A 24,883-nucleotide genomic window follows, 5' to 3' on the forward strand; every position below is an offset into this window, starting at 1 on the left:
GCAGGCCTCAATCGTCGCCGGTGACGCGCAGGATCTCTTCCAGCGTGGTCACCCCGCTGTCGACCCAGCGCTTGCCGTCCTGCCGCAAGGTCCGCATGCCGGCACGCCGGGCCGCCTCGCGCAGCGCAGGCTCGCCCTGCCCTTCATGGATCAGTGCGCGCACGCGGTCGTCGACCACAAACAGTTCATGGATGCCGGTTCGCCCCCGATAGCCGCTGTTGGCGCAGGCCGCGCAGCCCACCGCGCGCCATACGGTGCGACCCTCGCCGTCCACCTCGGCACGACGGCACTGCGTGCACAGCCGCCGCACCAACCGCTGCGCCAGCACGCCGCGCAGCGACGAGGCCAGCAGGAAGGGCTCCACACCCATGTCAACCAGGCGGGTCACCGCCGAGATCGCATCGTTGGTGTGCAGCGAGGCCAGCACGCCATGCCCGGTCAGCGACGACTGCACCGCAATCTGCGCGGTCTCCAGGTCGCGGATCTCACCGATCATGATGGTGTCCGGATCCTGGCGCAGGATCGCACGCAGCGCGGTGCCAAAGCTCATGCCGATGCGCGCGTTGACCTGGATCTGGCCGATGCCGGCGAAGTCGTACTCCACCGGGTCTTCCACGGTGAGGATGTTGCTGGTGCTGCTGTCGAGCTGGCCCAGTGCGGCGTACAGCGACGTGGTCTTGCCGCTGCCGGTCGGCCCGGTGACCAGCACGATGCCGTGCGGCTGACGGATCAACCCGGTGAACGTGGCCAGGGTGTCATCGGCCATGCCCAGGCGCTGCAGCTGCAGACGGCCGGCATCCTTCTCCAGCAGTCGCAGCACGGCGCGCTCGCCATGCCCTGTCGGCACCGTGGAGACACGGATGTCGAGCGGACGCCCACCCACGCGGATCGCGATGCGCCCGTCCTGCGGCAGCCGCTTCTCGGCGATGTCCAGGTGGGCCATGATCTTGATGCGCGACACCAGCGCCGCGTGCAGTGCGCGCCGCGGCTGCACCATGTCACGCAGGGTGCCGTCCACGCGGTAGCGCACCACCGAATGGGTCTCGAACGGTTCGATATGCAGATCGCTGGCGCCATCGCGTGCGGCCTGTGCCAGCAGCGCGTTGATCATGCGGATCACCGGCGCATCGTCCTGCGCATCCAGCAGATCGGTGACCTCCGGCATGTCCTGCATCAGCCGGTCCAGATCGACTTCGCTTTCGGCGGCACCCACCACGGCAGCGGCATCGCCGCCGTCACGGTACTGCTCACCCAACCGCTGTTGCCACGTCGCAGCATCCAGCGCCTGGAACGGCAGCGGGCCATGCCGGCGCCGCAGCTCGGCCACGGCCCACGCTGCGGTGTCGGCGGTGCCCAGCAACACGGGCTCGCCGCCAACTTCGGACAGCATCACGCCATGGCTGCGCACCCAGGCGTACGGCAGCTGCGCGGAAGCGCTCACGGCCCGATCACCAGTTCCGGCGTGTAGCCCAGCCCGCGCAGCTGCTGCAGCGCAGGGTCCAGCGTCGCCGGATCGCGCGGCAATCGCACGCGCAGGCGTTGCCCGCTCTCGCCGGGCGTCGCTTCGGCATAGGCCTGCAGGCCCAGTGCACGCACCTGCGCCACGCCCTGGCTGGCACGCGCCGGGTCCAGCCCCTGCGCGAACTGCACCAGCTGCGCATCGCCGTCACCGGACGGGTACAGCGCCGCCAGGCTGCTGTTCTGCAGCGGCTGGCCCTGGTCATCGCGTGCATTGCCCTGGCCGAGTACAGACAGGTCCTGCGGTGGCAGCTGCGGTGCCGACAGCGCCGGCAAGGCCCAGCTCTGTACCGGCTGCGCGCCGGCCTGCGCGTTGCGCATGTAGTCGTAGCGGTCGCGGGTCAGGCGCTGGCCGGCGGCCGGGTCACGCACCACGTGCGGGCGCAGGAACACCATCAGGTTGGTCTTGGCGCGCTTGCGCGTGTCGCTGCGGAACAAGGCGCCCAGGACCGGGATCTTTCCCAGCCCCGGCACCGCATCACGGCCATGGCTGACGCTGTCTTCCAGCAGGCCACCCAGCACCATGATCTGGCCATCGTCCAGCAGCACGCTGGTATCCAGGGCGCGCTTGTTGGTGATGATGCCGGCCGTGCTGTTCGCGCTCTGCGCGTCGATGCTGCTGACTTCCTGGTAGATGTCCAGCTTCACCGTGCCGCCCTCGGAGATCTGCGGGCGCACCCGCAGCTTCAGGCCGACGTCCTCGCGCACGATGGTCTGGAACGGGTTGTTGCTGCCACCGCCACCGTCGGTCACGTAGCGGCCACTGACGAACGGCACGGTCTGGCCGACCATGATGCTGGCCGCTTCGTTGTCCAGCGTCATCAGGTTCGGCGTGGACAGGATGTTGGCACCGCCCTTGCTCTGCAGCGCGTTGGCCAACGCCTTCATGTTGAGGATCTGGCCGACGCCGGGCAGGTTGATGGTGCCGTCGATCACACCGATCTTCAGGCCATCCTTGGGCAGCACGTCCAGGGTGGTGCGTGCGGTGGTGTTCAGCCCGCTGCCACCGGTGGCGCCGCCGAAGTGGGTGCCGCCGAAGGTGCGGCCATTGCCCAGCATCCACTGCACGCCCAGTTCGGCCGCGTCGGTCTGGTTGACCTCCACGATCAGGCTTTCCACCAGCACCTGTGCACGGCGCTGGTCGAGCTGGTCGATCACCCGGCGCAGGTTGCGGTACACCGGCTCGGGGGCGGAGATCAGCAGCGTGTTGGTGGCCACGTCCGCCTGTACCGAGATGCCGTTCTGGCTGAAGCCCGTGCTTCCCGCATCGATCGGGTCACGGCGACTCGGATCCAGGCGCTGCGATTCCAGCGCATTGCCTCCGGGCTTGGCCTGCTGCGGCTGCGACGGCTGCGCGGGGGTGGAGCGGCTGGCGTCGCCGGGCAGTGGTGTGATGCCTTCGTTGCTGCCCATCGCCGGTGCATCGCTCTGCCCGGCCACCACGCCACGCAGCACACCCGCGAGCTGGTTGGCCTGGGCATTGCGCAGGTAGACCACATGCAGGTTGCCGGATTCATCCTGGGCACGGTCCAGCTTCTCCACCAGCTGCCTAGCCAGGCGGGTGCGCCCGGGACTGCTCGACCGCAGCAGCACGCTGTTGCTGCGCGGGTCGGCCATCACCACCACCTTCTGGGTGGGCTCGGCGCCCTGCGCATCCAGCAGCGGCGCGACCATCGCCGCGACGTCAACGGCAATGCCCTGCTGCAGCTTCACCACATCGGTGTCCATGCCGGCCGGTGTATCCACGCTGGCGATCACACGCGCGATGCGCTCCAGGTTGTCGGCATAGTCGGTGATCACCAGCGTGTTGTTGCCCGGATTGGCAGTGATCGGATTGTCCGGGCTGATCATCGGCCGCAGCACCGCCACCAGCGCGGCCGCGTTCTCGTAGCGCAGCGCGAAGGTGCGCGTGGCGATCTCCCCCCCCGCACCGCCGCTGCCAACGCGGCCACCGAGCAGCTTGGCATCGGCCTGCGGCACCACCCGGCTGACGCCGCCGTTCTCGACCACGGCGAAGCCGCGCATGCGCAGTGCGCCCAGCAGCAACTGGTAGGCCTGGGTACGGCTGACCGGACCATCGGAAACCACTGTCATCTTGCCGGTCACCCGTGGATCGACCAGGAACTGGCGCCCGGTGAAGCGCGCTGCCATGCGCAGTACGCCACCGATATCGGTGTCGACCAGGTTCAACTGCACCGGCTCATCACGGGCGTCCTGCGCCAGTACCAGCGCCGGTGCGTGGGCCATGCACACGATCAGGGCCAGTGCGGTACTGCAGGCAAGGCTGCGCATCGCCCTCATGGATGGGCACCCGCGGTGGCCACCATCACGATGTTTCCGGAAATCCGTGCCGCCGGCATGTTCGCATCCCCTGTGCGTGTCAGTTGCAGCTGCTGCAGTTCGATGGCCGGATCGGCCAGCACGGGCAGCAGCCAGTTCCACAGCGCGTCGGCGGGCACTGCCTGCACCTGCAGGTGCCAACGCCCGTCGCGCGCTTCGATATGCAGGCCGGCGGCAAGGCCGGCGGTCTTGATGCCATCGCGCAGCCCGGCCAGTGTCGGGTGCTGGCTCTGCGCCAGCTGCTGGCGCTCACGGGCGCGCAGCAGCGGTGCCAGTGCGCGGGACTGCGCCTGCAGCCGCGGCAGCTCGGCCTGCCAATACGTGCGCTGCTTCAGCAGTGGCTCCAGCCACAACGACCACAGGCCCGCCACCAGCAGCGCCACCACCATCACCCACAGCATCAGCCGGTCGCGCGGTGGCAGGCGTTGCCAGCGGTGCTGCAGGCCCACCAGCCCCTCGCCCAGCCATAGGGTGCGGGTCGTCACTGCCCAGCTCCGCTCACTCGCAGGTGTCCACCGGCTTGGCGCGCCAGCTGCAGGCCCTGTGCCTGAACTGCTTGCTGCCAGTGCTCAAGCCGCTGCGGATCGTCGGCCAATGCCTGGGCATCGGCATCCAGCTCCATGTCCAGCTGCCCGGGTTGGTAATGCAGGCTGCGCACTTGCCCGGCCAGCTCCGGAACCGCCTGCAGCGTGCTGGCAACCTGACGCTGCAGCGCCGGCAACGGCGGCGCCGGCAGCGGCACGGCAAGTGCTCGCCTTGCCTGCAACACCGGGTCCACCACATCGGTGATCTCCGGGAAGCGCGCGCCGAACTGGCGCGCCATGTCCTGTTGCAGGGCCTCGCCCTCGATCCGCCAACGCGAGACCTGCAGCTGCAGGCCGAGTGCAGCCAGCAGCACTGCTGCCAGTGCCAGGCCGATCGCCAGTCGCGGTGCTTGCCGGCCTGCGCCGGGCAGCGGCAATGACCAGCCTGGCAAGGGGCCAGAGGTCTGCCGTTCATGCGTGACGGCGGTGGCCGGCAGGCTGTCCGGCCACGTCGGCGGCACACTATCGATCCACTGCACGGCCTGCACGCCGGCCTGTTGCAGGCGCACGGCCAGCGCCTGCATCACCGCACAGGCATCACGTCCGCCATACCATTGAACGAAACCCCGATCGCGCCCGCGGCGTACCAGCAGGTGCTCGCCGCTGACCTGCAGCGTGGCATGGCTTTCCTGCCAGGGCAGCAGCAGTGGCGTCGGATACAGCGCCTGCAGCTGCAGCGCACACGAGGCCAGCATCTGCTGCACCTGCGCGATGGCCTGCTGGCCAAGCCAGGCCACCGGAACCGTGCCGTCTGCCGCCTGCGCGCCGTGGGCCAGCGCCACCTCCTGCAGGTCATCCAGCAGCATCGCCTCCACCTCACCCTGCAGCGCCGACTGCAGGCGGCGCCCGGACAATGGCGGCAGCTGCAGTTCCAGCAGGATCAGGTCGTTCGGATCGAGGCAGGCATGCACCGCGGCCTGCGGATGCCGCAGGCCCAGCGCCGCCAGCGTGTCGCGACCGTGAGCAAGTACATCGCCCTTGTGCAGTTGCGCCCAGTCCACCGCGCTGTCGGCGCGCAGGCGCTCCAGCGCCGGCAGGCGCACCCGAAGCTGCACGTTCATGCGCCGATCCTCGTCCACACCCGTTGCACACGCACCCCATCGTCGCGGTATTCGCGCCACAACAGCGCGCGAAAATTGACCGCACTGCCGTCAGCCTGCACCTGGCCGACGGCCAGGAACCATTCGCTATGGATACCCAGGGGAAGCACGGCCATCTGTTCGTTGCTCAGTTGGAGTCGGTTGGCGATGTCGCCGCGATTGAGCAGCCAATGGCCAGCATCGCGCTCACCGAGCAGCGCCTGCAGCCGTGCCGGCTCGACCACGGGCGTCACCGCCTGCAGAACGCGCAGGTCGCTGGTGTTGGCGTTGACCACGGTCTGCGCCGGCAACACCACGGTGCGCCGCGCCAGCGCCTGCAACGGCATCGGATCGGCGCCAGGCAAGGCCTGTTCGATCAGTGATTCGCGCGGCAGCGGCGCCTGCGCCTGCATGTCGCCATCGCGCAGGCGCGTCTGGATGTGGTCGGCGGCGGATGCGCAGGCGCCCTGGCCCAGCCCCTGCCCGGCACACAACGCGATGAACGCGCGCCGCGCCTCGGGGTCCGGCCTGCCATGCGCAAGAAGGTTGCGCAGGTTGAACATCGACTGCGCATCGACCAGCTGCAGCTGCACCGGCAACGGCGCCTGCAGCTCCAATGGGCGCGCCCAGCGCCCGCTGCGCACCGTGGTCAGCTGTTCCTTTACATCCTCACGCAGCTGTTGCGCCGCACGCTCCAGCGTTGCGTCCACCGCCATGCGTACCTGTGCGCGCAGCTGGTCGCCACGCAGCGCACGCAGCTGGGCCGACTGCCGGGTCAGCAGTGCCGTGGCAATCACCGCCACCAGCGCCACCACCAGCAGGGCGACGATCACCGCCATGCCACGTTGGCGGACACTCGAAACAGAACGCATCCGGGCTGACATCGGCCTGCCTCACAGCTGCCAGGAGCCGATGTCCGCGTTCCCGGCGTCGCCACCGGGCTTGCTGTCCGCGCCCAGCGAGAACACATCGATGTCGCCATGGGTTCCGGGAATCTGGTACTGGTACGGATGGCCCCATGGATCATTGGGCAGGCGATCCAGATAGGGCGTGACCGGCATCGCGCCACCACCCTGCGGTGGCTTCACCAGCGCCTGCAGCCCCTGCTCGGCACTGGGATAGCGCCCGTTGTCCAGCTTGAACAGTTTCAACGCCTGCATCAATGCAGCGATGTCCTGGCGCGCCGCCACTACGCGCGCCTGGTCGGGGCGGTCCATCAACCGCGGCACGATCAATGCGGCGAGGATGCCGATGATCACCACCACCACCATGATCTCGATCAGGCTGAAACCCTGCTGCCGAGCCCTGCGACCACGAACCTGCCTTGCCATTGTTCCGCCCTCGTCATCCTGGAAGAGACCGCTGCGCCATGGTCAGCGGTGCATGTGTCAGTACGATAAACATCCGCTGGAAATCCGCTGCGCGTGTCCCAGTGCAGGCGCAATACGTGCAGCCGGGGCACATGCGGACTCGAACAGGTGCTGCGGCACGCTGGCCAGCGCATCGTCGATGCAGCCGCGCAGCAACGGGTGCGCGCAGGCCTGCAGCAGGCGCACGCACTGCATCGGCGACCATGCCGTTCCATGATCGAGGCCGATGAACATCCGATAGGCCTGGTGATAGCGCAGGTCGTCGTACACGCGCTGGGCACTGTTCAGATCGCGCACGACCACCAGCAGAGCCGCGCGCTGCAGCAGCCGCGCATCGCCTGCATCAAGCGGTAGCGGGCTCATCGCCGCCTCGGGCCAGGGCCGCAGCTGCAGGTCGAGGGCTTTTCGCAGCGCCGCCAGTGGGTGCGCACTACCATCCAGTGCCGCCCAGCGCGCCGCATCCGCCCAGGCGTCGCTGGACAGCACCCAGACCCACGAGCGCCCATAGCGCTGCACGTTCAATGGTGCATGCCGTGCCTGCTCCAGTGACTGGCTCAGGTGACGATCCAGCTCCAGCATGCTGATCCTGCGACTGTCTGCCATCGGCGCCGCCCGTGCTCCACGACGCGTGGTGCGTCGTACTCTGGAGAAGACGTCAGCAAGGCAGGTGAAGCGACAGCGCGCATGCAGCTCTGTGCACTGCGTGGCGCTTCATCGACAACGTCATCGCAGCGTCATCTGCCTGCAGGCTTCGCGTTCCAGCCGCGGCGCTTCGCCTCCACAACGCCGTGCCAGTATCGCCACGTCGCTGCGCGCGGCGAATGTTGCCAGCGCATTGGACATGTCCACGTCATCGAACCATGACGCCATCGCAACGCGCAGCGCCGGCAGCTGCCAGCCGTCCATCACACCATGGGTGCCTGCTACGAACCAATGCCAGAGGCGATGGTGAAGCACCTGGTCGTGCAGCTGTGCGAGATCCTCAATGCGATGCACGTCCATCAACAGCAGTGCGCGTGCAACCGCCGCGGGCGGCAACGCACCAGCTTCAGACAGCGGAAGCGACTGCTGCTGCAGGCGCAGCAGCATCGCCAGCGGGTGAGACTGCGGATCGAAATCCAGCAGCACCGCCTGTTGCTGCCACTGCGCATCGGACACCACGCACACCCAAGGTGAGCCATAGCGATGCACCATCAATGGCCGTCGCTGCGTGGTTTCCAGCAGCGCCGACAGATTGCGACGCAGATCCAGCACACCGATGGTCTCGTTGCGCATCCTTGGCCTCTCCTCGCTTGCAACAGCCTGCGCGGCGCGCAGGGCCAGCGTCTTCATCTATCCAAGGACGGCAATGCCACCCGGAAAGCGACGCAGATCCAGCGACATCGTCAGTCGCAGCTGCTCCAGTGCCGCGTCTGGATCATCAATACGGAAGCGACCGCTGACCGGCGCGCGCGCCAACGCCGATTCTCCCAGCAGCACCTTGCCGCGGCGATAACGGTTGATCTCCTCCACCACCTCACGCAGCGGTGCGCGGCGGAACACCAGCATGCCCTCCGTCCAGGCACTCACTTCCGAGGCCACGGCCTCGGCCACCACGCCACTGAGGCGCTCGTCGTACTGGGTCTGCTGACCCGCCTGCAGCTGCAGCCGGCCCTGCGGATGCTCGATGCGGGCGCTGCCCTGCAGGCAGGTCACCCGTACCTGACCGTGGGTGTTGCGCACATCCAGACGCACCGCGCCTTCATCGGCAATCACGCAACCCGGGCCCGCGAACAGCGCCAGGCGCAGGCCGGCCAGGGTCTCGATCGCGGCCTGGCCCTGCACCAGCTCGAAGCCTTCGCCCTGCGCATCGGCGCGGCGGCGCAGGCTGCTCTGCGTATCCAGTTCGATCTTCAGCTGTGGCAAGGGCGCGATCTGCAGACGTTCACCGGTGCCGGTGTGGAAATCAGCCGTCATCGCCGTCACCGAAGGCCACAGCCCCAGCGGCGGGCGGATTGCCGCCACCACCACCAGGCTGGCCGGGGCGGCAATCGCCGCGCCCAGGAAGGCGCGCCGGCTCCAGCGCTGGGCCGGCGTCGGCGCCACCGGTTGGCGCGCGGCGGCGGGCAACTGCTCGCCGGCCAGCCGTACCTGCTCCCATTGCCGGCGCGCACGGCCAAACGCTTCGCGATGGCGCGGGTCAGCCTCACACCAGGTACGGAACCTGCGCCCGTCGGCGGCGGTCGCCTCGCCCGAGGTCAGCCGCACCACCCACGCGTGCGCCTGACGCTCGACGGCATCCAGCGGGCGTTGCGGGCGATCGTCAGGATCCATGGGGGCTCATGCCGGACCCGCACGCTGCGGGGTTCTGCTCGGCGTCAAAGTGTAGACGGATGCCGCCGTTCAGAACCGCACCTGGCGCCCCTGCCCGCTGCGCTCGGCCAGGTAGTCCTGGGCCGCCTTCAGCTCACGCTGCACCAGCCGCAGCGACACACCGAGGTGATCGGCCACATCGCGCTGCTGCAGGCCATCGACGCGGATCGCCAGCAGGATGCGGCGACGGCGCTCGGGCATGCGCTGCAGCAGGCCGACCATGTCTTCCAGCGCGAAGTCCAGTTCGGCCGCCTGCGCCGGACCGGGTGCAGGGTCGGCCATGTCCATCAGCGTATCCACCTCCTCCAGGCTCAGCAGGCGGTGGTCAGCACGTTGGCGGTCGATCACGGTATTCATTGCCATTCGCAGCAGGTAGGCCGCGGGGTTCTGCACGGCATCCAGGCGGTCACGCCGCGCGCTCAGGCGCATCCACGTGTCCTGCAGCGCGTCGCCGGCCAGCTCCTCCGAGCCCAGCTTGCGCACCAGCCGGCGCTTCAGCTCATCGTAGGCACCCAGAAGGTGGTCCATCAGGTCAATTGCCCCAGCCGTACCGTTGCTCATGTTCGAATCCTTGAAGTCATGGAAGGGGCGCGCGCCGGCCACAGTCGTGGTCGGTGCCGGAAGGACGGATCTGCAGCGTCACCGGCTGCGGCAGCGCAGCGGCATCGGGCGCCAGCACCAGGCCCTGCAGTGCCTGCAGCAGGCGCGCATCGCGGCGGGCGCTGCCACTGCCTGACAGCAGCTCGGGCTCGCTCACCTGGCCCGCGCCGTCGATGCGGAAGCGCAGCGTCGCGGCATAGCGGCCGGGCGCGATCTCCGGGTCGTCACAGAACGCCGCACGCAACCGCTGCTGCAGGCCGCCGTAGCGACGCCGACGCTCGGCCTCGGGAAGTTCGGCGCCAACACCCGATTCAGCGGCCGAGGGCGCGCCCCGGCGCAGCACCACGCGCTGCTCGCCGATCACCTCGGCCTCGATACCGGAGTCCTGCAACAGCACCTGCAAGGCAGGCAGCGGCGCCAGGCTGCCGCGCAGCGCATGGCTGCTGCGGCCGGCGGCCAGGTCACCCGGGTACATCACTGACCACCCACTGATGACGCTGAAGCGCTCGACCGCCTGTTCCAGCGGCTGCGTGGGGATGTCGTAGGCATGAACAGCGTCCTGCGCGGCAGCGGCAAAGGACAGCAGCAGCCAAGCGGCGATGGCCACCTTCCAAGTTCTGACCGCATGGTGTCCATTCAGCCCCCTGACGTAGAACACATGACCCTCGGCAGCGACAGCAGCTGCAGTGGACGCGCGCCACCACCGGAACCCCGGCCCGCGCGCGACCCGCAAGCGGGCTCAAACCGTACCGAGGCCACATGTCATTGCGATGACCGCTGCCTACAGCCGACGTGAACCCAGTCGCCCATCAGGAATCAATGAATCGAACAGACCGCGCTATCTACGCACGGAGTCAGAGCCCGTTGCGCAGCAACGGGACCCGACCCCGTGCCGACCCAGACGTGTCGACCAAGGTCGACACCCACCAAGAGCAGCTCATGCCGTTCCACCAGATCGTGGAAATCTGTCGAAGGCGGGGTGGGTCCGGGTGCAGGGGTGTCCGCGGCATGGATGCCGCGGCCAAGCCCCCATGGACGGGTTTACGGCGTCCCCTGCAACCGGACCCACCCCGCCGTCCCACGGAATGCACGCTGTTGCTTCGGCTGTTGCTTCTGAGGTTGCCGGCCAGCGGCCGGCACTACCCGCGGGTGCCGGGTGAACCCGGCCGCAAACCCCATCCCTCAAAGCGGCAGCTGGGTCGTCTGCTTGATCCGCTGCATCGGAATCTCGGTCTTGGTGTTCTGCACCCCGGCAATCCGGTTCAGGTGCTGCATCTGGAACTGCCGGTAGGCATCCAGGTCGGCCACCGCCACCCGCAACAGGAAATCGCAGTCACCGGCCATCAGATGGCATTCAAGCACTTCCGGGAACGACTTGATGCTGTTGATGAAATGATTGGTGGTGTCCTCGTCCTGCCCGCGCAGCCACACCCGCACGAACACCGTGAAGCCACGGCCCACCTTGGCCTCGTTCAACAAGGCCACATAGCGGTCGATGTAGCCGCCCTCCTCCAGCAGACGCACCCGGCGCAGGCAGGCCGACGGCGACAGCCCGACCTGGCGAGCCAGCTCCAGGTTCTGCAGGCGGCCGTCGCGCTGCAGGGCGTCGAGGATGCGCCGATCGAGGTTGTCCAGCTGGTACTGCATGGAATTTCACCCCTTTCACTTTTGGCCGCATGAAATATCAATCATCCAGAATCAAGTGTTATCAACGCAACCCGATTTCGCGATTGGACCGCTAGCATGGGCCACCCCCACCTTGTTGTGCCGTTCGATGGACGCCCGTACCACCCTCCCCCTGCCCGATACCTGCGATACCGCGCCGCGTGCCGAGTTCCTGCGCGGCCTGCGCGCTGCCGTGCCGGTGATGATCGGCTTCATTCCGTTCGCCCTGGTGCTCGGTGCGCAGGCGGCCCAGAAGGGCCTGAGCGCACTGGAAGTACCGCTGATGACCGGCCTCAACTTCGCTGGCGGCTCGGAGTTCGCCGCCGTCGAACTGTGGACCTCGCCACCGCACATTGCACTGATCGTGGCCATCACCGCGCTGGTCAACAGCCGTCACCTGCTGATGGGCGCCAGCCTGGCCCCGCTGCTGCAGCACCTGCCGCGCCGCCGGGTGCTGCCGGCGCTGTTCTTCATGTGCGACGAAAGCTGGGCGATGGGCGTGGCCGATGCGCGCAGACGCGCGCTTGGCTTCAGCCTGGCCTACTACCTGGGCGTATCGGCAGGCCTGTACACGGTCTGGGTGGCCTGCACCACGCTCGGCGCGATCGTTGGCCCGATGCTGGGCGACATCCACGCCTATGGTTTCGACATGGCCTTCCCCGCCGTATTCCTGGTGCTGCTGCGCGGCATGTGGCAGGGCATGAAGGCCGCGCGACCGTGGCTGGTCAGCCTGGCTGTAGCCGCTGCTACCTACCTGCTGGTGCCAGGTGCGTGGTACGTGGCCAGCGGCGCACTGGCCGGCCTGGCCGCAGCCTGGCTGCTGGCGGAGGACGCAGCATGATCTTCAATGGCCTGATCCACTGGACCTCGGTACTGACCATCGTGCTGATGGCCGCCGCCACCTACCTGACCCGCATCGTCGGCTTCCTCGCGCTGCGCAACCGCACACTGAGCAAACGCGCAGTGACGGTGATGGAAGCCGCGCCGGGCTGCGTGCTGATCTCGGTGATCGCCCCGGACTTCGTGGCCGACAAGCCGGCCGACCTGGCCGCACTGGCCATCACCCTGCTGGCCGCCACGCGGCTGTCGATGCTGCCGACCGTGCTGATCGGCGTGGTCTCGGCGGGTGTGTTGCGCTATCTGATGGGGTAGCTACCGGTACGCCGGGCAATGCCCGGCGCACCGTAGTGGCGCAGCAGAGCAATCACGCGCTGCTGCTTGCCGCCAGCAGGCACAGGCTGCGCGGCGGCAGCGTCCAGGCGCCTTCCTCATCCGGCTCCAACGGCGTTTCGTCGGTCTGCAGGAGTACGCGCCGGAACGACAGGGCGTCGTCTGACACACAGAACCGCTGCGGCTGCTCCCCGGCGTTCAACAGCAGGGCCAGGCTGACATGCCGCCCGGGCTCGCGCAGGCCACTGTCCGGGCTGCGACCGTCCAGCACGATCGCCAGCGCACGCAGCCCTGCGTCATGCCAGTCCGCTTCCTCCATGCCGCGACCATCGGGATGCCGCCAGTCGATATCGCGCAGGCCCAGCGCCTCATCGTACTCGCCGCGCAGGAACCGGTTCCGGCGCAGCAGGCCGTAGCGCCGGCGCAGCGACAGCGCCCGCCGCACGAACGCCACCTGCGCCTGTGCAGCCGGCAATGCTGCGCGCTCCCAGTCGATCCAGCTCAGTGGATTGTCCTGGCAGTAGGCGTTGTTGTTGCCCTGCTGCGAATGGCCGAACTCATCGCCTGCCAGCAGCATCGGCGTCCCCTGCGCCAGCAGCAGCGTGGCCAGCAGGTTGCGCATCTGCCGCGCACGCAACGAAAGGATCGCCGCATCATCGGTGTCTCCCTCCACGCCGTGGTTGCTGGAAAGGTTGTGTGAGTGGCCGTCACGGTTGTCCTCGCCGTTGGCCTCGTTGTGGCGATCGTTGTAGCTGACCAGATCGTGCAGGGTGAATCCATCATGCGCCGTCACCAGATTGATGCTGGCCGACGGTCGCCTGCCGTGGTGTTCGAACAGGTCGGCCGAGCCGGTGAAGCGCGTGGCAAACTCCGCCAGCTGCCCGCCATCGCCACGCCACAGCGCGCGCACCGTGTCGCGGAAGCGGTCGTTCCACTCGGCCCAGCCCGGCGGAAACTGGCCCAGCTGGTAGCCGCCCGGGCCGATGTCCCATGGCTCGGCAATCAGTTTCACCTGGCTCAGGATCGGGTCCTGGCGTACCGCATCGAGGAAGCTGCCCGAGGCGTCGAAGCCATGCCGTTCGCGGCCGAGGATGGTTGCCAGGTCGAAGCGGAACCCATCCACCCGCATCTCGGTCACCCAGTAGCGCAGGGAGTCCATGACCATGCGCAGCGCACCGGCGTTGGTCAGGTCGAAGGTATTGCCGGTACCCGTATCGTTGATGTAATAGCGGCGATCATCGGCCAAACGGTAGTAGCTGGCGTTGTCGATGCCCTTGAACGACAGCGTAGGGCCCAGCTCGTTGCCTTCGGCCGTGTGGTTGTACACAACGTCCAGGATGACCTCGATGCCCGCGTTGTGCAGGCGCGCGACCATCTGCTTGAACTCGGCCACGGTGCCCAGCGACAGATAGCGTGCCTGCGGCGCGAAGAAGCCGATGGTGTTGTATCCCCAGTAGTTGCGCAGCCCGCGCTCGAGCAGCTGCTGGTCATCCACGTAGGCATGCACCGGCAGCAGCTCGATGGCGGTCACCCCCAGATGGCTGAGGTGGTCGACCACCGCATCGTGCCGCAACGCGGAGAAGGTACCGCGCTCGGCCTGCGGGACGTCGGGATGCTGCATGGTCAGTCCGCGCACGTGGGCTTCGTAGATCACGGTCCGGTCCCAGGGCGTGGCAGGTGCACGCTCTGCGCCCCAGCTGAAAGCCGGATCGATCACGGCACAGCGTGGCATGTAACCGGCGCTGTCGCGGCGGTCGAAACTGAGATCGCCATCGCGGTGACCCAGGGTGTAGCCGAACAGGTGTGGGGCCCACTTCAGCTCGCCGACGATCTGCTTGGCGTAGGGGTCCAGCAGCAGCTTGTTGGGATTGAAGCGATGGCCCTCTTCCGGGGCATACGGGCCGTGCACCCGGTAGCCGTAACGCTGCCCGGGCCGCACGTCCGGCAGGTAGCCGTGCCAGATCTCGTTGGTGTACTCGGGCAGCGCGATACGCTCGACTTCACGGTTGCGCGCGTCGAACAGGCAGAGTTCCACCCGGGTGGCGTGCCGCGAGTACAGCGCGAAGTTCACACCCAAGCCGTCCCAGGTCGCCCCCAGCGGGAACGGCCGGCCTTCGCGCACGCGCGAGGTCTGCGTCCACTTACGGCTGGCCATCGGTTCCCTCCTCGTCGCGCGCAGCGGCAATCTCGGCTTCCACCAGGCGCTCGGCCATGTGCCAATGCCGCTGCTGCTGGTCGTCCGGCCGCCCTTCCGCTTCCCATATCTGATGGGCCAATGCCTCAATCCGCTGCCGTCGTTCCCTGCTGTCCATTCCTGTCCGTCTCCTCGTTGATCCATACCGCCAACGGGCTGCCAGCCAGAAGCCGTGCCGCGTCCTCGGTTGCCTTGAAATGTTCGATGCGCCCGTCCAGCAGGTTGCGCATGCGGCCTGTCGGCAGCCCGTGCAGCATCACGCCAGTGCCGACGTCGTGTGCTGCGTGCAGGCTGGGCCCGGGCACGGCGGTGGGCGAACCACGCCGCACGATCACCAGCAGCACCTGCGCCTGATGCCTGCGCGCGAATGCCAGCCAGGGCGAACGCGCCGGTGCGGACAGCGCCTGCAGTTGGCCGTGCAGGAACAGCTGCGGGTGCCTGCGGCGGCACTCCAGCAAGCGCCTGAGCAGAAATGCCTTGATGCCACCGTCCCGCCAGTCCTCCAGCAGGGCGGGCCAACCGCGCGTATCGCGCAGCCACGCCTGCCGCACTGGATAGTCCACGGCACGCCGGTTGTCCGGGTCCACCAGGCTCAGGTCCCAGCCTTCTCCGCCCTGGTAGAGGTCGGGCACGCCGGGCAGGCAGTGCTGCAGGCACAGCTGCGCCAGGCCGTTGCAGGCGCCGGCCGGCGCAATGCGCGCCACGAACGTCGCCAGCGCCTCCCGCACCGGCTGCAATGGCGCTCCATGCAGCAGCGCGTGCAGCCACTGCGCGGCGGCCTCCTCCACCGCCACGTTGGGATCGGACCAGCTGCTGACCCGTTTGCCCTCGCGCAACGCCTTGGTCAGCCATTGCACCATCCTCGATGCGAAGTCGGCGCCCGGGTTACCGTGCATCGGCCACGCGGCCACGAGCGCCTGCCACAGCGCATAGGCCTCGGCACCCGGCAACGGCATCGGCGCGCCCGCGCGGGTCGACATCCGGCTCCAGCGCCGCACAGCCTCCCGCCACTCGACCGTGCAGGTGCTGAGAACCGCCAGCCGCGCCCGGCTGTCGGCCCCGCGCTTGTGATCGTGGGTCGCCAGCGCAAGCAATGCCCGCGGATGGCGCTGCAGGCGTCCCATTGCGTGTTCCAGCAGCTCGCGTCCCTCCATGCCCAGCCGCTGCGGATCACTTCCGACTTCGTTGCGCGACAGCAGCCTGAAGTAACGATAGAAGGCTGTGTCCTCCACCGACTTGGCATTCAACGGCGCGGCCAATTGCCCGAATCTCACCCGCAGCGCGCGCTCGACGTCCGCCTCGCCGGGAAGTGCCCGCAGCAGCAGATCCAGTGCCGCGTGTGCCGTACCGTCCAGTGCCTCGCGTGCTGCCACGGCAGCGTCCACCAGGGCCTTCCGTTCACCCGCATCCTGCAGCGAATAGGGGCGGTAGGTACGGTAGTGCCGCAGCAGCGTGGCCAATGCACGGGCAAGCGCAGCGGCTCCGATATCGGCTTCGGCCAGCCGGGGCTGCAGGACCCGCTGCGCGCTGCGCAGCAGTCGCTGGAAGTCGGTGTGAAGCGACGTGCGCAGCAGCATGCTGCGGGCATCCTGCTGCAAGTCGTCAAAGCTGCGCGCGTCGCCACTCGCTGCTTGCCAGGTGCGGGAGAGCGCGGGTGCAGCAGCCGGATCATGCAGCCAGGCGCCAACCTGGTCCATGAAGTCATAGCCCGTCGTGCCGTCGCAGGCCCAGCCATCGGGCAGCTGTTCGTCCTCCGCCAGTATCTTCTCCACATGCACGCTCACTGCCTGTGGGTCGCGACCGCCTGCCGCGCAGGCCGCGTCGAGCGACGCACGCAGGTGTTGCAGGTACGGCCCGGGTGACGACAGGCCATCCACATGGTCAATGCGCAGGCCGTCAACCCACCCCTCACGCACCAGCCGCAATGGCAGCGCATGCACCGCCGCGAACACATCGTCGCGCTCCACCCGCAGTGCGGCCAGTTCGTTGATGTCGAAGAAGCGCCGGTAGTTCACCTGATCGCCCGCCGTGCGCCACCAAGCCAGCCGGTAGTGCTGCCGCTGCAGCAGCGTGTGCAACCGTTCGACGCTGCGGTTGCAGCGTTCCGCCCATGCCGGCCACTGCGCGGGTGCCAGCGGATGGCTGCGCGGAGACAACGGCAATGCCAGCCCGTGATGACGCAGCGTCGGCCGCTCATCGTCCACTGCTACGCGCAACACGCCATCGCGCACGGCGTCGTGCAGTGGCCGGTCCAGCACTGGCAGCCAGAGCCGGCCCTCGCAGCCCGGCGCCTCCCAGTCAATGTCGAACCATCCTGCATGGGGACTTCTGCACCCGTGCAGCAGCACATCGTTCCACCAGGGCGTCTGCGGGGATGCCGCAAGATGGTTGGGTACGATGTCCAGGATCAGGCCCATGCCATGCGCACGCGCCGCTGTCGCCAGCCGCTGGAAGGCTTCTTCGCCGCCCAGTTCCGGATTGATGCGGGCCGGGTCGAGGCCATCGTAGCCATGCATGGACCCTGGCATCGCAGCGCTGATAGGCGACAGGTAAAGGTGGCTGAGGCCCAGCGCGGCGTAGTACGGCAGCTGCGCCGCAGCGGCCTCGAAGTTGAAGCCTGCATGCAGCTGCAGGCGTGCGGTGGCACGCAACCGGGTCATCGTCCCGCCTTGCGTCGCGTGGCGCTGAACCGGGCAATGCGCGCATCGGCCGCGTCCGGATCCCACGCAAGCGGCAAGCGTCGGCGCCAGTTCGGGTGACCACTGACGGTACCCGGCAGGTTCACCTGCGCGCGGCTGCCCAGCGCATCTTCCAGCGGGAGCAGCGCCAGCCGTGAAGGTGCGTGCGCCACCAGTGACAGCGCACGCGCTTCCAGCGTCGCGCCCTCGCCCCGGGCGACTGCGGACAGCGCCTGTACCTCGCTGGCACGCGCGTGCAGCGCCGCGGGAAGCTCGGTCAGCTCACCCAGGCGTGCACGCCAGCGCAGGTCGCGCCCACGCAGCCAGCCGGCCAGCGGCGGCAGATCATGGGTGGAGGGCATGGCCACCGCATCGCGGCGCCACCGTGGCGCCGGCAGGAAGCGCTCACCGTTGCGGGCGAACGGCAGCACCTCCAGCCCCAGCACGCCACGGGCTGCCAGTCGCTGGCGGATACCCGGAGGAACCACGCCCAGGTCTTCGCCAATCAGCACGCAGCGATGGCGCCACGATTCCAGCACCAGCAGGTTGATCAGATCATCGAACGGATAGCGCAGGTACACCCCCTGCCCGGCGCCTGCGCCACGCGGCAGCACCCACAGCCGCTGCAGGCCGAGGATGTGGTCGATGCGCAATCCACCGCGACCCGCCATCACGGCGCGCAACACGCGGATGAACGGTTCAAACCCCTCACGCTGCAACGCAGAGGGTGACCAGCTGGTGATACCCCAGGCCTGGCCCAGCGGATTGAACGCATCCGGCGGCGCGCCCAGCTCGAGGCTCTGCAGCAGACGGTCGCCGCCGGTCCGGGCCTCGACGCCCTGCGGTGCACAACCCACTGCCAGATCCGCGATCAGTCCGATCGACGCGCCGTCGCTGCGCAGTCCCGCCTGCACCTGCGCCCAGCCTTGCCGCGCCAACCACTGCGCAAACGCATGGTCGTCGGCGCTTCCAGTGAATCGGTCGGCGGCGTGCTCGCAATACTGCAGCAGGGGTTCGCCCTGCGCATCGCACCACGTCTGCATCTGTTCGTACTGTGCCGGCGCCTGCTGCCGCAGCCATTGGCGCCCTTGGCGCAGCCAGCGCCACTTCACTGCCGCCGAGTGCGGCCAGTCGATGCGGCGTGCTGCGGTAGCCGCTTCAACGGCCATCGCCAGTGCTTCGTCCTCGCGCAAAACGCTGCCGGCGGCCTCCGGCAAAACCTGCGGCAGCGACACCTGCAGCGGATCGAGCCAGCGCCGGTCGCTGGGCGAGTAAGGACTGTAGCCCGTGCCCGGTGCCAGGCCGGCGTGCAGCGGACTCAACGCCAGTGCATCGCCGCCGTGACGGCGCAGCAGCTCGCGCCACCGCGCACAGCCGGCGCTGTCACCGATGCCGGCATCACCGGGCGCGCGCAGGCTGTAGACCTGCGCCGACAGACCCCAACCGCGCAGCAGGCCCTGCGGCCACCAGGCACGCTGCGGTGCCACCGCAACCGCCTGTTGCTGCCCGCCCTGGCGCCACTGCCAATAGCCTGGCTGATCCGGAACCCGCCAGCGCCCTTGCGCATCCGCACGTGCAGGCAACGCTGCGCCCTGCTCATCCACCCAGCACGCCGCGCCCGTTGCCTCAGGCATGGCCAGGAGCTGACCACAGCAGGCGGTGAGCAACGGGTGGGCCACCGGCGCACCGTCGCACGCGAACTCCGGCAGCACGGCGCGCAGCACGTCGGGCGCAACCTCGCGCTCCGCTCCGGCCACGTCGGTCCAGCGGACCAGCAGGCCAGCACGGCGAGCCGCCTCCCGCACCGCCGCATCCGTATTCATGCGGCGATCCAGCGCGCAAGCGCACCGCCGCCTGCCGGCAGCATCGCGGCCGCGTCCGGCCCCACGACGCACTCGCCGGCCGGCACCGCATGCGCCACCGGCACAGGGCCCACGTTGATCGCGATCCACCATTGGCCCGAGGGCAACTGCCAGCCCGCCTGCACCGCGCCCTGGCCCAGCACGCGCGCGCCCAGCGACCGCGCCTGCAGCAGGCCCGGCTGCAGATAGCGCCTGCGCAGGCCGAGGAATTCACCCGTGCAGCGCAGCCAGTGCTGCGACCAGGGATCATCGCCGGGCGGCAGTGTGTACGAGGCCTGCAGGGTCGCCGGATCGTTCGGGTCCGGAATGCGCGCGCGCGAGGCGACATCGGCAAAGGCGCTGAAACCCGCGAATTCTCGGCGACGTCCCTCGCGCACGGCGTCGTCCAGCGGTGGCGAGTAGTCGGTGAAGAACAGGAAGGGCGATTGCGCCTGCCACGGTTCGCCCATGAACAGCAGCGGGATCATCGGCGTCAGTAGGGTCAGTGCCAGCGCCGCGCGCAGCGGCGCAGGATCGGTCAGCATCGACAGGCGCTCGCCGAAAGCGCGGTTGCCCACCTGGTCATGGTTCTGCGCGAATACCACAAAACGCGCGGGCGACAGGTCGGCGCTGGGTTCGCCGCGGGGATCGCCGCGCAGGTCCGGTTCGCCCTGCCAGGCGAATCCTTCGGCCAGGCAGCGCGCCAGGAGTGCTTCGGCGCGCCCGGCATAGGCCGCGTAATAGCCTTCCTGCTCGCCGGTCAGCATCACATGCAGCGCGTTGTGGAAGTCGTCGTTCCACTGCCCCTGATAGGCGCCGCGCAGCCACCGCGCCTGGTTGCGTTCGTTCTCCAGCACCAGGTGCGCCTGCGGCACCGCCGAGCGTACCTCATCGGCCAGCTGCTGCAGGAACCGGTCATCGTCAATGGCGTGCACCGCATCCAGGCGCAGTCCGTCGACGCCATAGTCGCGCAGCCACATCAGCGCATTGTCGATGAAGAACCGCCGCACCCAGGGCTGGCGGAAGTCGATGGCCTCGCCCCACGGCGTGCTGTGATCGTCACGGAAGAACCCGCGCGCGTAGTCGCGCAGACGGTTCCCCTGCGGCCCGAAGTGGTTGTAGACCACATCCAGCAGCACCGAGAGCCCTGCATCGTGTGCCGCGTCGACAAAGGCCTTCAGCGCGGACGGACCGCCATAGGCCTGCGCGGGTGCATACGGGAACACGCCGTCGTAGCCCCAGTTGCGGCCACCGGGAAACTGCGCGACCGGCATCAGTTCAATGGCGGTGATGCCCAGGGCCGCCAGCATCGGCAGCTGCGCGGTCAACGCCGCGAACCCGCCGCCGGCCTCGATGTGCACTTCATAGATCACCAGGTCCTGCCAGGCATGCCCCTGCCACGTGGGCTGTGCTCCATCCGTGCCAAGCACCACCGCGCTGTCACCATCGACGCCGTCCGGTTGCCAGCGCGAGGCGGGGTCGGGCACGTCCTGACCGGACGGCAGGCGGAACCGGTAGCGGTCACCATGCGACGCCTGTGTCCGCAGCCAGTGGCAGCCGTCCGGGTCGCGGTGCATCGGCCGCAGCACGCCCTGCAGGCACAGCGCCACGGTGCCTGCGTCCGGTGCCCACACGCGGAACTCGACACCTTCACCGGCCACCGGCCATGCGCCCAGGCGCGGCGCCACTGCGGTCATGCATCAACCTGCAGGTACAGCGTGGACAGCGGCGGCAGTGTGAGCCGCAGCGACTGCGCGTGACCATGCATCGGCCTCGGCTCGGTATGCACTGCGCCGAGGTTTCCCGCGTTGCCGCCACCGTAGTAACCGCTGTCGGTGTTGAGCCGTTCGGTCCAACACCCCGGTTGCGGCACACCGACCCGGTAGCCGTCGCGACGTACCGGAGTGAAGTTGCTCACTACCAGAAGGGTGCGGCCGCTACCGGCCGGATCCCGGCGGATGAAGGCGTAGACGCTGTTGCGGCTGTCGTCGGCCACGCTCCAGTCGAAACCGCGTTCGTCGCGTTCGTCGCGGTGCAACGCGGGTTCGGAGCGCAGCACGGCATTGAGGTCGCCCACCAGGTGCGACAGGCCCTGGCCCTCGTTGCTGGCCGCCCGTGCCCAGTCCAGTGCCGCATCGTGCGACCACTCCTGTCCCTGGCCGAACTCGCCGCCCATGAACAGCAGTTTGCTGCCTGGGTGCGCCCACATGAAACCGTAGTACGCGCGGAGCTGGGCCAGCCGCTGCGCCGGCTCGCCCGCCATTTTGGCCAGCAGCGCTCCCTTGCCGTGCACCACCTCGTCATGCGAAAGCGGAAGCACGAACCGTTCGGAGAAGGCGTAGACCAGGCCGAAGCTGATCTCACTATGGTGATGCTGGCGATGAACCGGATCGCGCCCGAGGTACTGCAGGGTGTCATGCATCCAGCCCATGTTCCATTTGTGGGTGAAACCAAGCCCGCCCTGCTCCACCGGCGCGGTCACCCCTGGCCATGCGGTGGATTCCTCGGCGATCACCAGCACATCCGGGAAGCGCTCCCTCAGCGTCTGGTTCATCCGCCGTAGAAAAGCGACCGCCTGCAGGTTCTCGCGCCCGCCCTGCTCGTTGGGTATCCACTGGCCCTCGGCACGGCTGTAATCCCGGTACAGCATCGACGCCACGGCATCCACGCGCAGACCATCGATGTGGAACCGCTCCACCCACTCCAATGCACTGCCGATCAGGTAGGCGGCCACTTCGTTGCGGCCATAGTTGTAGATCAGCGTGTCCCAGTCGGCGTGCACCCCTTCGCGCGGGTCGGCATGCTCGTACAGCGCGGTGCCATCGAACCCGGCCAGGCCATGCGCATCGTTCGGGAAGTGCGCGCTCACCCAGTCCACGATCACCCCTACGCCGGCCTGATGGCAGCGGTCCACGAAGCGTGCGAAGGCCCGTGGCGTGCCATGGCGCGCCGTTGGCGCGTAGATCCCCAGTGGCTGATAGCCCCAGGAACCGCCAAAGGGATGCTCGCTGACCGGCAGCAGCTCGATGTGGGTGAAACCAAGCCCTGCCACGTACGGAATCAACCGGTCGGCCAAGGCATCCCAGTCCAGCGGCGAACCATCGTCGCTGCGCTGCCAGGAGCCCGCATGCACTTCGTAGATGGACAGCGGCGTGCAGGTTCCGGCCTGCCGCCGCGCCGCCAACCATGCGTCATCGTGCCACTGCATCGGCGCGGCCGAAGGCACCCGCGAGGCGGTGGCCGGTGGCAGCTCGGCCCAGCGCGCCATCGGATCGAACTTGTCGGGCATCACCCGGCCGTCGGCGCCGACGATGCGGAATTTGTAGCGGGCACCGGCCTGCACGCCAGGCAGGAACAGCTCCCACACGCCAGCGGTGTGGCGCAGCCGCATCGGATGGCGCCGGCCATCCCACCCGTTGAAATCGCCGACCACGGCAACCCTTCGTGCGTTGGGGGCCCACACCGCGAAGCGCACGCCGTCGATACCCTGTACCTGCATCGCTACTGCGCCCAACTGGCGCGCTGCATCAGCGTCACCGGCATGGAAATGCTGCAGCAGCGCCTCATCCAGCAGCGGACCGAAGGAATAGGCATCGTGCACCTGCTCCACACCCTGCTCGAAATGCAGGGCGAGCAACGGCACGGGCGCTTCACCTGCTGCACCTTCGAACAGGCCGGGCAAGGGGCCCGGTTGCAGATCCCAGCGCCGCTCCGGGCCCGCAATCACCTCCACGCGACGCGCGTGGGGCACCAGAACGCGCAGCTGGCGCTGGCCATCGGGCTGTTGGTGCGGCCCGAGCCAGGCAAACGCATCGGCCGGCCGTGCATGAACCAGGTCGTCCAGGGCCGGAGCCACCACGCCCTCCTCCCGTCCGGCAGTCGCCATGGGCTCGTCCTCGAGGGCGACCGGCTGCAGGCTGTCGTGACTCATGCGGCCACCTGGCAGGTCTGCTGGTACAGGGCCAGATATGCGCGCCCCGCCGCATCCCAACCGCCCGGCCGCAGCATGGCCGCGCGGCGCATGGCCTGCAGCAGGCCGGGCAGGCGGAAGGTGCGCATCGCCCGTTCCACGCAGCGGCGCAGGCCATCGGCATTGGCGCCGTGGAACAGGAATCCGGTCACGCCATCCTCGACGGTATCGACCAGCCCGCCGGTCGCGTGCGCGATGGGCAGGCAGCCGAAGCGCTGCGCGTACATCTGGCTCAACCCACAGGGTTCGAAACGCGAAGGCATCAGCAGGAAATCGGCGCCAGCAAACATCTGGCGGGCCAGCGCCTCTTCGAAGCCGATGAATGCGCCCACCCGTCCGGGATAGCGCCGGGCCAGCGCCTGCACCTGCGCTTCCACCTGCGGCTCGCCGCCACCGATGATGACCAGCTGGCCGCCGGCCGCCACGATCTGCGGCGCCACGTCGCATGTGATGTCCAGGCCTTTCTGGTGCACCAGGCGGGAGACCACCGCGAACAGCGGGCCGGCCGAGGGCGCCAGGCCGAATGCACTGCGCACCGCGTGCGCATTGGTGGCGCGCCCGGTCCATTCGCCGATGCCGAAATGGGCCTTGAGGTGGATGTCGCGGCGTGGATCCCAGCTGGCGTCGATGCCGTTGACGATGCCACTCAGGTGTCCGCCGGCCGCCCGGCGCGCCAACAGGTCATGCAGCCCGCAGCCGTCATCCGGGGCGGTGATCTGCTGCGCGTAGCGCAGGCTGACCGTGTTCAGGCGCGTGGCATTGGTGATGCCACCCTGCAGGAACGACATCTGCCCATGGAAGTGCAGTTCATCCAGGTGTTCGACCGGCACGCCCAGCACAGGTGCAAGCGCATACGGAAACAGTCCCTGGTAAGCCAGGTTGTGGATGGTCAGCAGGGTCGGCACGGTGGTCCGGTCCCAACGCACGTAGGCTGCCGCCATGGCCACAGGCCAATCATTCAGGTGCAGCAGCTGCGGCGACCAGTCCAGCCCGGCACGCCCGGCCGCAATCTCCGCCGCCGCGTGTGAGAGCGTGGCGAAGCGAACCGCGTTGTCCTTCCACTCCTGGCCCTGCCCATCGACGTATGGCGAACCTTCGCGCTCGTACAGCTCTGGCGAGAGCAGCACGTAGATCGGAAGGCCGTCTGCCTGCACTGCCATGCCGATCCCGCACGCAGGCAGGCCCGCCCTCGCGCTGACCTGTCCCACCCGCTGCAGCTGTGGCAGGCGCTGCAGTACCTCCGGGTAGCCGGGCAGCAGCACGCGCGAATCACAGGCGCCGCGTACCGCACGCGGCAGGGCTGCGGCCACGTCGCCCAGGCCCCCGGCCTTGATGAAGTCGGCCATCTCGGTCGCGACGAACAACACACGCTGTACCAGCTCCGGCAGCTGCAGTGGCTGCGAGTGGCCACGCCGGGTGCCGATCGGCACGAGCGAACCGGGAGAGGTCGCAACAGATGAAGCGGACTGGACAGCGCGGGCCATGGGAGGGTCTCTCGGGTATTTCAGGCAGACGGACGCCA

General features: G+C 68.5%; 21 protein-coding genes. 2 read left to right on the forward strand and 19 right to left on the reverse strand.

The window, feature by feature from the left end; genetic code table 11:
- Positions 1-7: 7 nt before the first annotated feature.
- From gspE to AC5P6S_RS19735, 12 genes are all read right to left on the reverse strand, one after another.
- Positions 8-1,441, reverse strand: coding sequence for a type II secretion system ATPase GspE (gene gspE / locus AC5P6S_RS19680; RefSeq protein ID WP_065183863.1), 1,434 nt, complete (start codon positions 1,439-1,441; stop codon positions 8-10).
- Positions 1,438-3,819: a type II secretion system secretin GspD gene (gspD, locus tag AC5P6S_RS19685; RefSeq protein ID WP_065183862.1), complete on the reverse strand. Its 2,382-nt coding sequence runs from the start codon at positions 3,817-3,819 to the stop codon at positions 1,438-1,440. The genes gspE and gspD overlap by 4 nt, the downstream gene beginning before the upstream one ends.
- Positions 3,816-4,343: a type II secretion system protein M gene (locus AC5P6S_RS19690; RefSeq protein WP_005409887.1), complete on the reverse strand. Its 528-nt coding sequence runs from the start codon at positions 4,341-4,343 to the stop codon at positions 3,816-3,818. Before AC5P6S_RS19690 ends, gspD begins: the two co-directional genes overlap by 4 nt.
- Entirely contained in the window at positions 4,340-5,503 is a 1,164-nt protein-coding gene (gspL, locus tag AC5P6S_RS19695; protein ID WP_065183861.1) for a type II secretion system protein GspL, read from the reverse strand. The genes AC5P6S_RS19690 and gspL overlap by 4 nt, the downstream gene beginning before the upstream one ends.
- Positions 5,500-6,405, reverse strand: coding sequence for a type II secretion system minor pseudopilin GspK (gene gspK, locus AC5P6S_RS19700; protein WP_065183860.1), 906 nt, complete (start codon positions 6,403-6,405; stop codon positions 5,500-5,502). The genes gspL and gspK overlap by 4 nt, the downstream gene beginning before the upstream one ends.
- A gap of 9 nt (positions 6,406-6,414) precedes the next feature.
- A complete protein-coding gene (gspG, locus tag AC5P6S_RS19705) occupies positions 6,415-6,852 on the reverse strand; it encodes a type II secretion system major pseudopilin GspG (protein ID WP_005409890.1) in 438 nt (145 codons plus the stop codon).
- Between the two features lie 57 nt (positions 6,853-6,909).
- On the reverse strand, positions 6,910-7,494 hold the full coding sequence (locus AC5P6S_RS19710) for a hypothetical protein (protein ID WP_065183859.1): 585 nt from the start codon (positions 7,492-7,494) through the stop codon (positions 6,910-6,912).
- A gap of 120 nt (positions 7,495-7,614) precedes the next feature.
- Positions 7,615-8,166: a hypothetical protein gene (locus AC5P6S_RS19715; protein WP_005409892.1), complete on the reverse strand. Its 552-nt coding sequence runs from the start codon at positions 8,164-8,166 to the stop codon at positions 7,615-7,617.
- 57 nt (positions 8,167-8,223) lie between these two features.
- The gene (locus AC5P6S_RS19720) at positions 8,224-9,204 is read right to left on the reverse strand and encodes a FecR family protein (protein ID WP_065183858.1); all 981 of its coding nucleotides are present in this window, start codon (positions 9,202-9,204) and stop codon (positions 8,224-8,226) included.
- 69 nt (positions 9,205-9,273) lie between these two features.
- A complete protein-coding gene (locus AC5P6S_RS19725; protein WP_032967204.1) occupies positions 9,274-9,804 on the reverse strand; it encodes an RNA polymerase sigma factor in 531 nt (176 codons plus the stop codon).
- 16 nt (positions 9,805-9,820) lie between these two features.
- Entirely contained in the window at positions 9,821-10,501 is a 681-nt protein-coding gene (locus AC5P6S_RS19730) for a TonB C-terminal domain-containing protein (RefSeq protein WP_065183857.1), read from the reverse strand.
- Between the two features lie 524 nt (positions 10,502-11,025).
- Positions 11,026-11,490, reverse strand: coding sequence for an Lrp/AsnC family transcriptional regulator (locus AC5P6S_RS19735; RefSeq protein WP_005409896.1), 465 nt, complete (start codon positions 11,488-11,490; stop codon positions 11,026-11,028).
- Between the two features lie 127 nt (positions 11,491-11,617).
- On the opposite strand from AC5P6S_RS19735, the gene AC5P6S_RS19740 reads away from it, so the two are divergent.
- A complete protein-coding gene (locus tag AC5P6S_RS19740; RefSeq protein WP_005409897.1) occupies positions 11,618-12,349 on the forward strand; it encodes an AzlC family ABC transporter permease in 732 nt (243 codons plus the stop codon).
- Positions 12,346-12,660, forward strand: coding sequence for an AzlD family protein (locus tag AC5P6S_RS19745; protein WP_005409898.1), 315 nt, complete (start codon positions 12,346-12,348; stop codon positions 12,658-12,660). Before AC5P6S_RS19740 ends, AC5P6S_RS19745 begins: the two co-directional genes overlap by 4 nt.
- 52 nt (positions 12,661-12,712) lie before the next feature.
- On the opposite strand, the gene glgX is transcribed toward AC5P6S_RS19745, so the two are convergent.
- Genes glgX through glgA form a run of 7 tightly spaced genes read right to left on the reverse strand, consistent with a single transcriptional unit; the run spans position 12,713 to position 24,845 of the window.
- Positions 12,713-14,833 (reverse strand): glycogen debranching protein GlgX, encoded by a 2,121-nt coding sequence (gene glgX / locus AC5P6S_RS19750; RefSeq protein WP_033835070.1) that lies wholly within the window; start codon positions 14,831-14,833, stop codon positions 12,713-12,715.
- Entirely contained in the window at positions 14,820-14,990 is a 171-nt protein-coding gene (locus tag AC5P6S_RS19755) for a DUF2934 domain-containing protein (RefSeq protein ID WP_005413658.1), read from the reverse strand. The genes glgX and AC5P6S_RS19755 overlap by 14 nt, the downstream gene beginning before the upstream one ends.
- Positions 14,959-17,532: a malto-oligosyltrehalose synthase gene (treY, locus tag AC5P6S_RS19760; protein WP_099473560.1), complete on the reverse strand. Its 2,574-nt coding sequence runs from the start codon at positions 17,530-17,532 to the stop codon at positions 14,959-14,961. Before treY ends, AC5P6S_RS19755 begins: the two co-directional genes overlap by 32 nt.
- Complete coding sequence (locus AC5P6S_RS19765) at positions 17,529-19,373, reverse strand: 4-alpha-glucanotransferase (RefSeq protein ID WP_235643666.1); 1,845 nt, start codon at positions 19,371-19,373, stop codon at positions 17,529-17,531. The genes treY and AC5P6S_RS19765 overlap by 4 nt, the downstream gene beginning before the upstream one ends.
- Positions 19,370-21,088, reverse strand: coding sequence for a malto-oligosyltrehalose trehalohydrolase (gene treZ / locus AC5P6S_RS19770; RefSeq protein ID WP_065183853.1), 1,719 nt, complete (start codon positions 21,086-21,088; stop codon positions 19,370-19,372). The genes AC5P6S_RS19765 and treZ overlap by 4 nt, the downstream gene beginning before the upstream one ends.
- Positions 21,085-23,322 carry a 1,4-alpha-glucan branching enzyme gene (locus AC5P6S_RS19775; RefSeq protein WP_081284577.1) on the reverse strand — a complete coding sequence of 746 codons (2,238 nt, stop codon included), beginning with the start codon at positions 23,320-23,322 and terminating at the stop codon, positions 21,085-21,087. Before AC5P6S_RS19775 ends, treZ begins: the two co-directional genes overlap by 4 nt.
- Complete coding sequence (gene glgA / locus AC5P6S_RS19780; protein ID WP_012480461.1) at positions 23,319-24,845, reverse strand: glycogen synthase GlgA; 1,527 nt, start codon at positions 24,843-24,845, stop codon at positions 23,319-23,321. Before glgA ends, AC5P6S_RS19775 begins: the two co-directional genes overlap by 4 nt.
- Positions 24,846-24,883: the final 38 nt, after the last annotated feature.

Source organism: Stenotrophomonas sp. YJH_SMC_119 (assembly GCF_059368315.1).

Excerpts from the sequence above, each read along its gene's own strand:
- gspD (WP_065183862.1), bottom strand. The coding sequence starts at position 3,819 with ATGAGGGCGATGCGCAGCCTTGCCTGCAGTACCGCACTGGCCCTGATC.
- gspL (WP_065183861.1), bottom strand. The coding sequence starts at position 5,503 with ATGAACGTGCAGCTTCGGGTGCGCCTGCCGGCGCTGGAGCGCCTGCGC.
- gspK (WP_065183860.1), bottom strand. The coding sequence starts at position 6,405 with ATGTCAGCCCGGATGCGTTCTGTTTCGAGTGTCCGCCAACGTGGCATG.
- gspG (WP_005409890.1), bottom strand. The coding sequence starts at position 6,852 with ATGGCAAGGCAGGTTCGTGGTCGCAGGGCTCGGCAGCAGGGTTTCAGC.
- AC5P6S_RS19710 (WP_065183859.1), bottom strand. The coding sequence starts at position 7,494 with ATGGCAGACAGTCGCAGGATCAGCATGCTGGAGCTGGATCGTCACCTG.
- AC5P6S_RS19715 (WP_005409892.1), bottom strand. The coding sequence starts at position 8,166 with ATGCGCAACGAGACCATCGGTGTGCTGGATCTGCGTCGCAATCTGTCG.
- AC5P6S_RS19720 (WP_065183858.1), bottom strand. The coding sequence starts at position 9,204 with ATGGATCCTGACGATCGCCCGCAACGCCCGCTGGATGCCGTCGAGCGT.
- AC5P6S_RS19725 (WP_032967204.1), bottom strand. The coding sequence starts at position 9,804 with ATGAGCAACGGTACGGCTGGGGCAATTGACCTGATGGACCACCTTCTG.
- AC5P6S_RS19735 (WP_005409896.1), bottom strand. The coding sequence starts at position 11,490 with ATGCAGTACCAGCTGGACAACCTCGATCGGCGCATCCTCGACGCCCTG.
- AC5P6S_RS19740 (WP_005409897.1), top strand. The coding sequence starts at position 11,618 with ATGGACGCCCGTACCACCCTCCCCCTGCCCGATACCTGCGATACCGCG.
- AC5P6S_RS19745 (WP_005409898.1), top strand. The coding sequence starts at position 12,346 with ATGATCTTCAATGGCCTGATCCACTGGACCTCGGTACTGACCATCGTG.
- glgX (WP_033835070.1), bottom strand. The coding sequence starts at position 14,833 with ATGGCCAGCCGTAAGTGGACGCAGACCTCGCGCGTGCGCGAAGGCCGG.
- AC5P6S_RS19755 (WP_005413658.1), bottom strand. The coding sequence starts at position 14,990 with ATGGACAGCAGGGAACGACGGCAGCGGATTGAGGCATTGGCCCATCAG.
- treY (WP_099473560.1), bottom strand. The coding sequence starts at position 17,532 with ATGACCCGGTTGCGTGCCACCGCACGCCTGCAGCTGCATGCAGGCTTC.
- AC5P6S_RS19765 (WP_235643666.1), bottom strand. The coding sequence starts at position 19,373 with ATGAATACGGATGCGGCGGTGCGGGAGGCGGCTCGCCGTGCTGGCCTG.
- treZ (WP_065183853.1), bottom strand. The coding sequence starts at position 21,088 with ATGACCGCAGTGGCGCCGCGCCTGGGCGCATGGCCGGTGGCCGGTGAA.
- AC5P6S_RS19775 (WP_081284577.1), bottom strand. The coding sequence starts at position 23,322 with ATGAGTCACGACAGCCTGCAGCCGGTCGCCCTCGAGGACGAGCCCATG.
- glgA (WP_012480461.1), bottom strand. The coding sequence starts at position 24,845 with ATGGCCCGCGCTGTCCAGTCCGCTTCATCTGTTGCGACCTCTCCCGGT.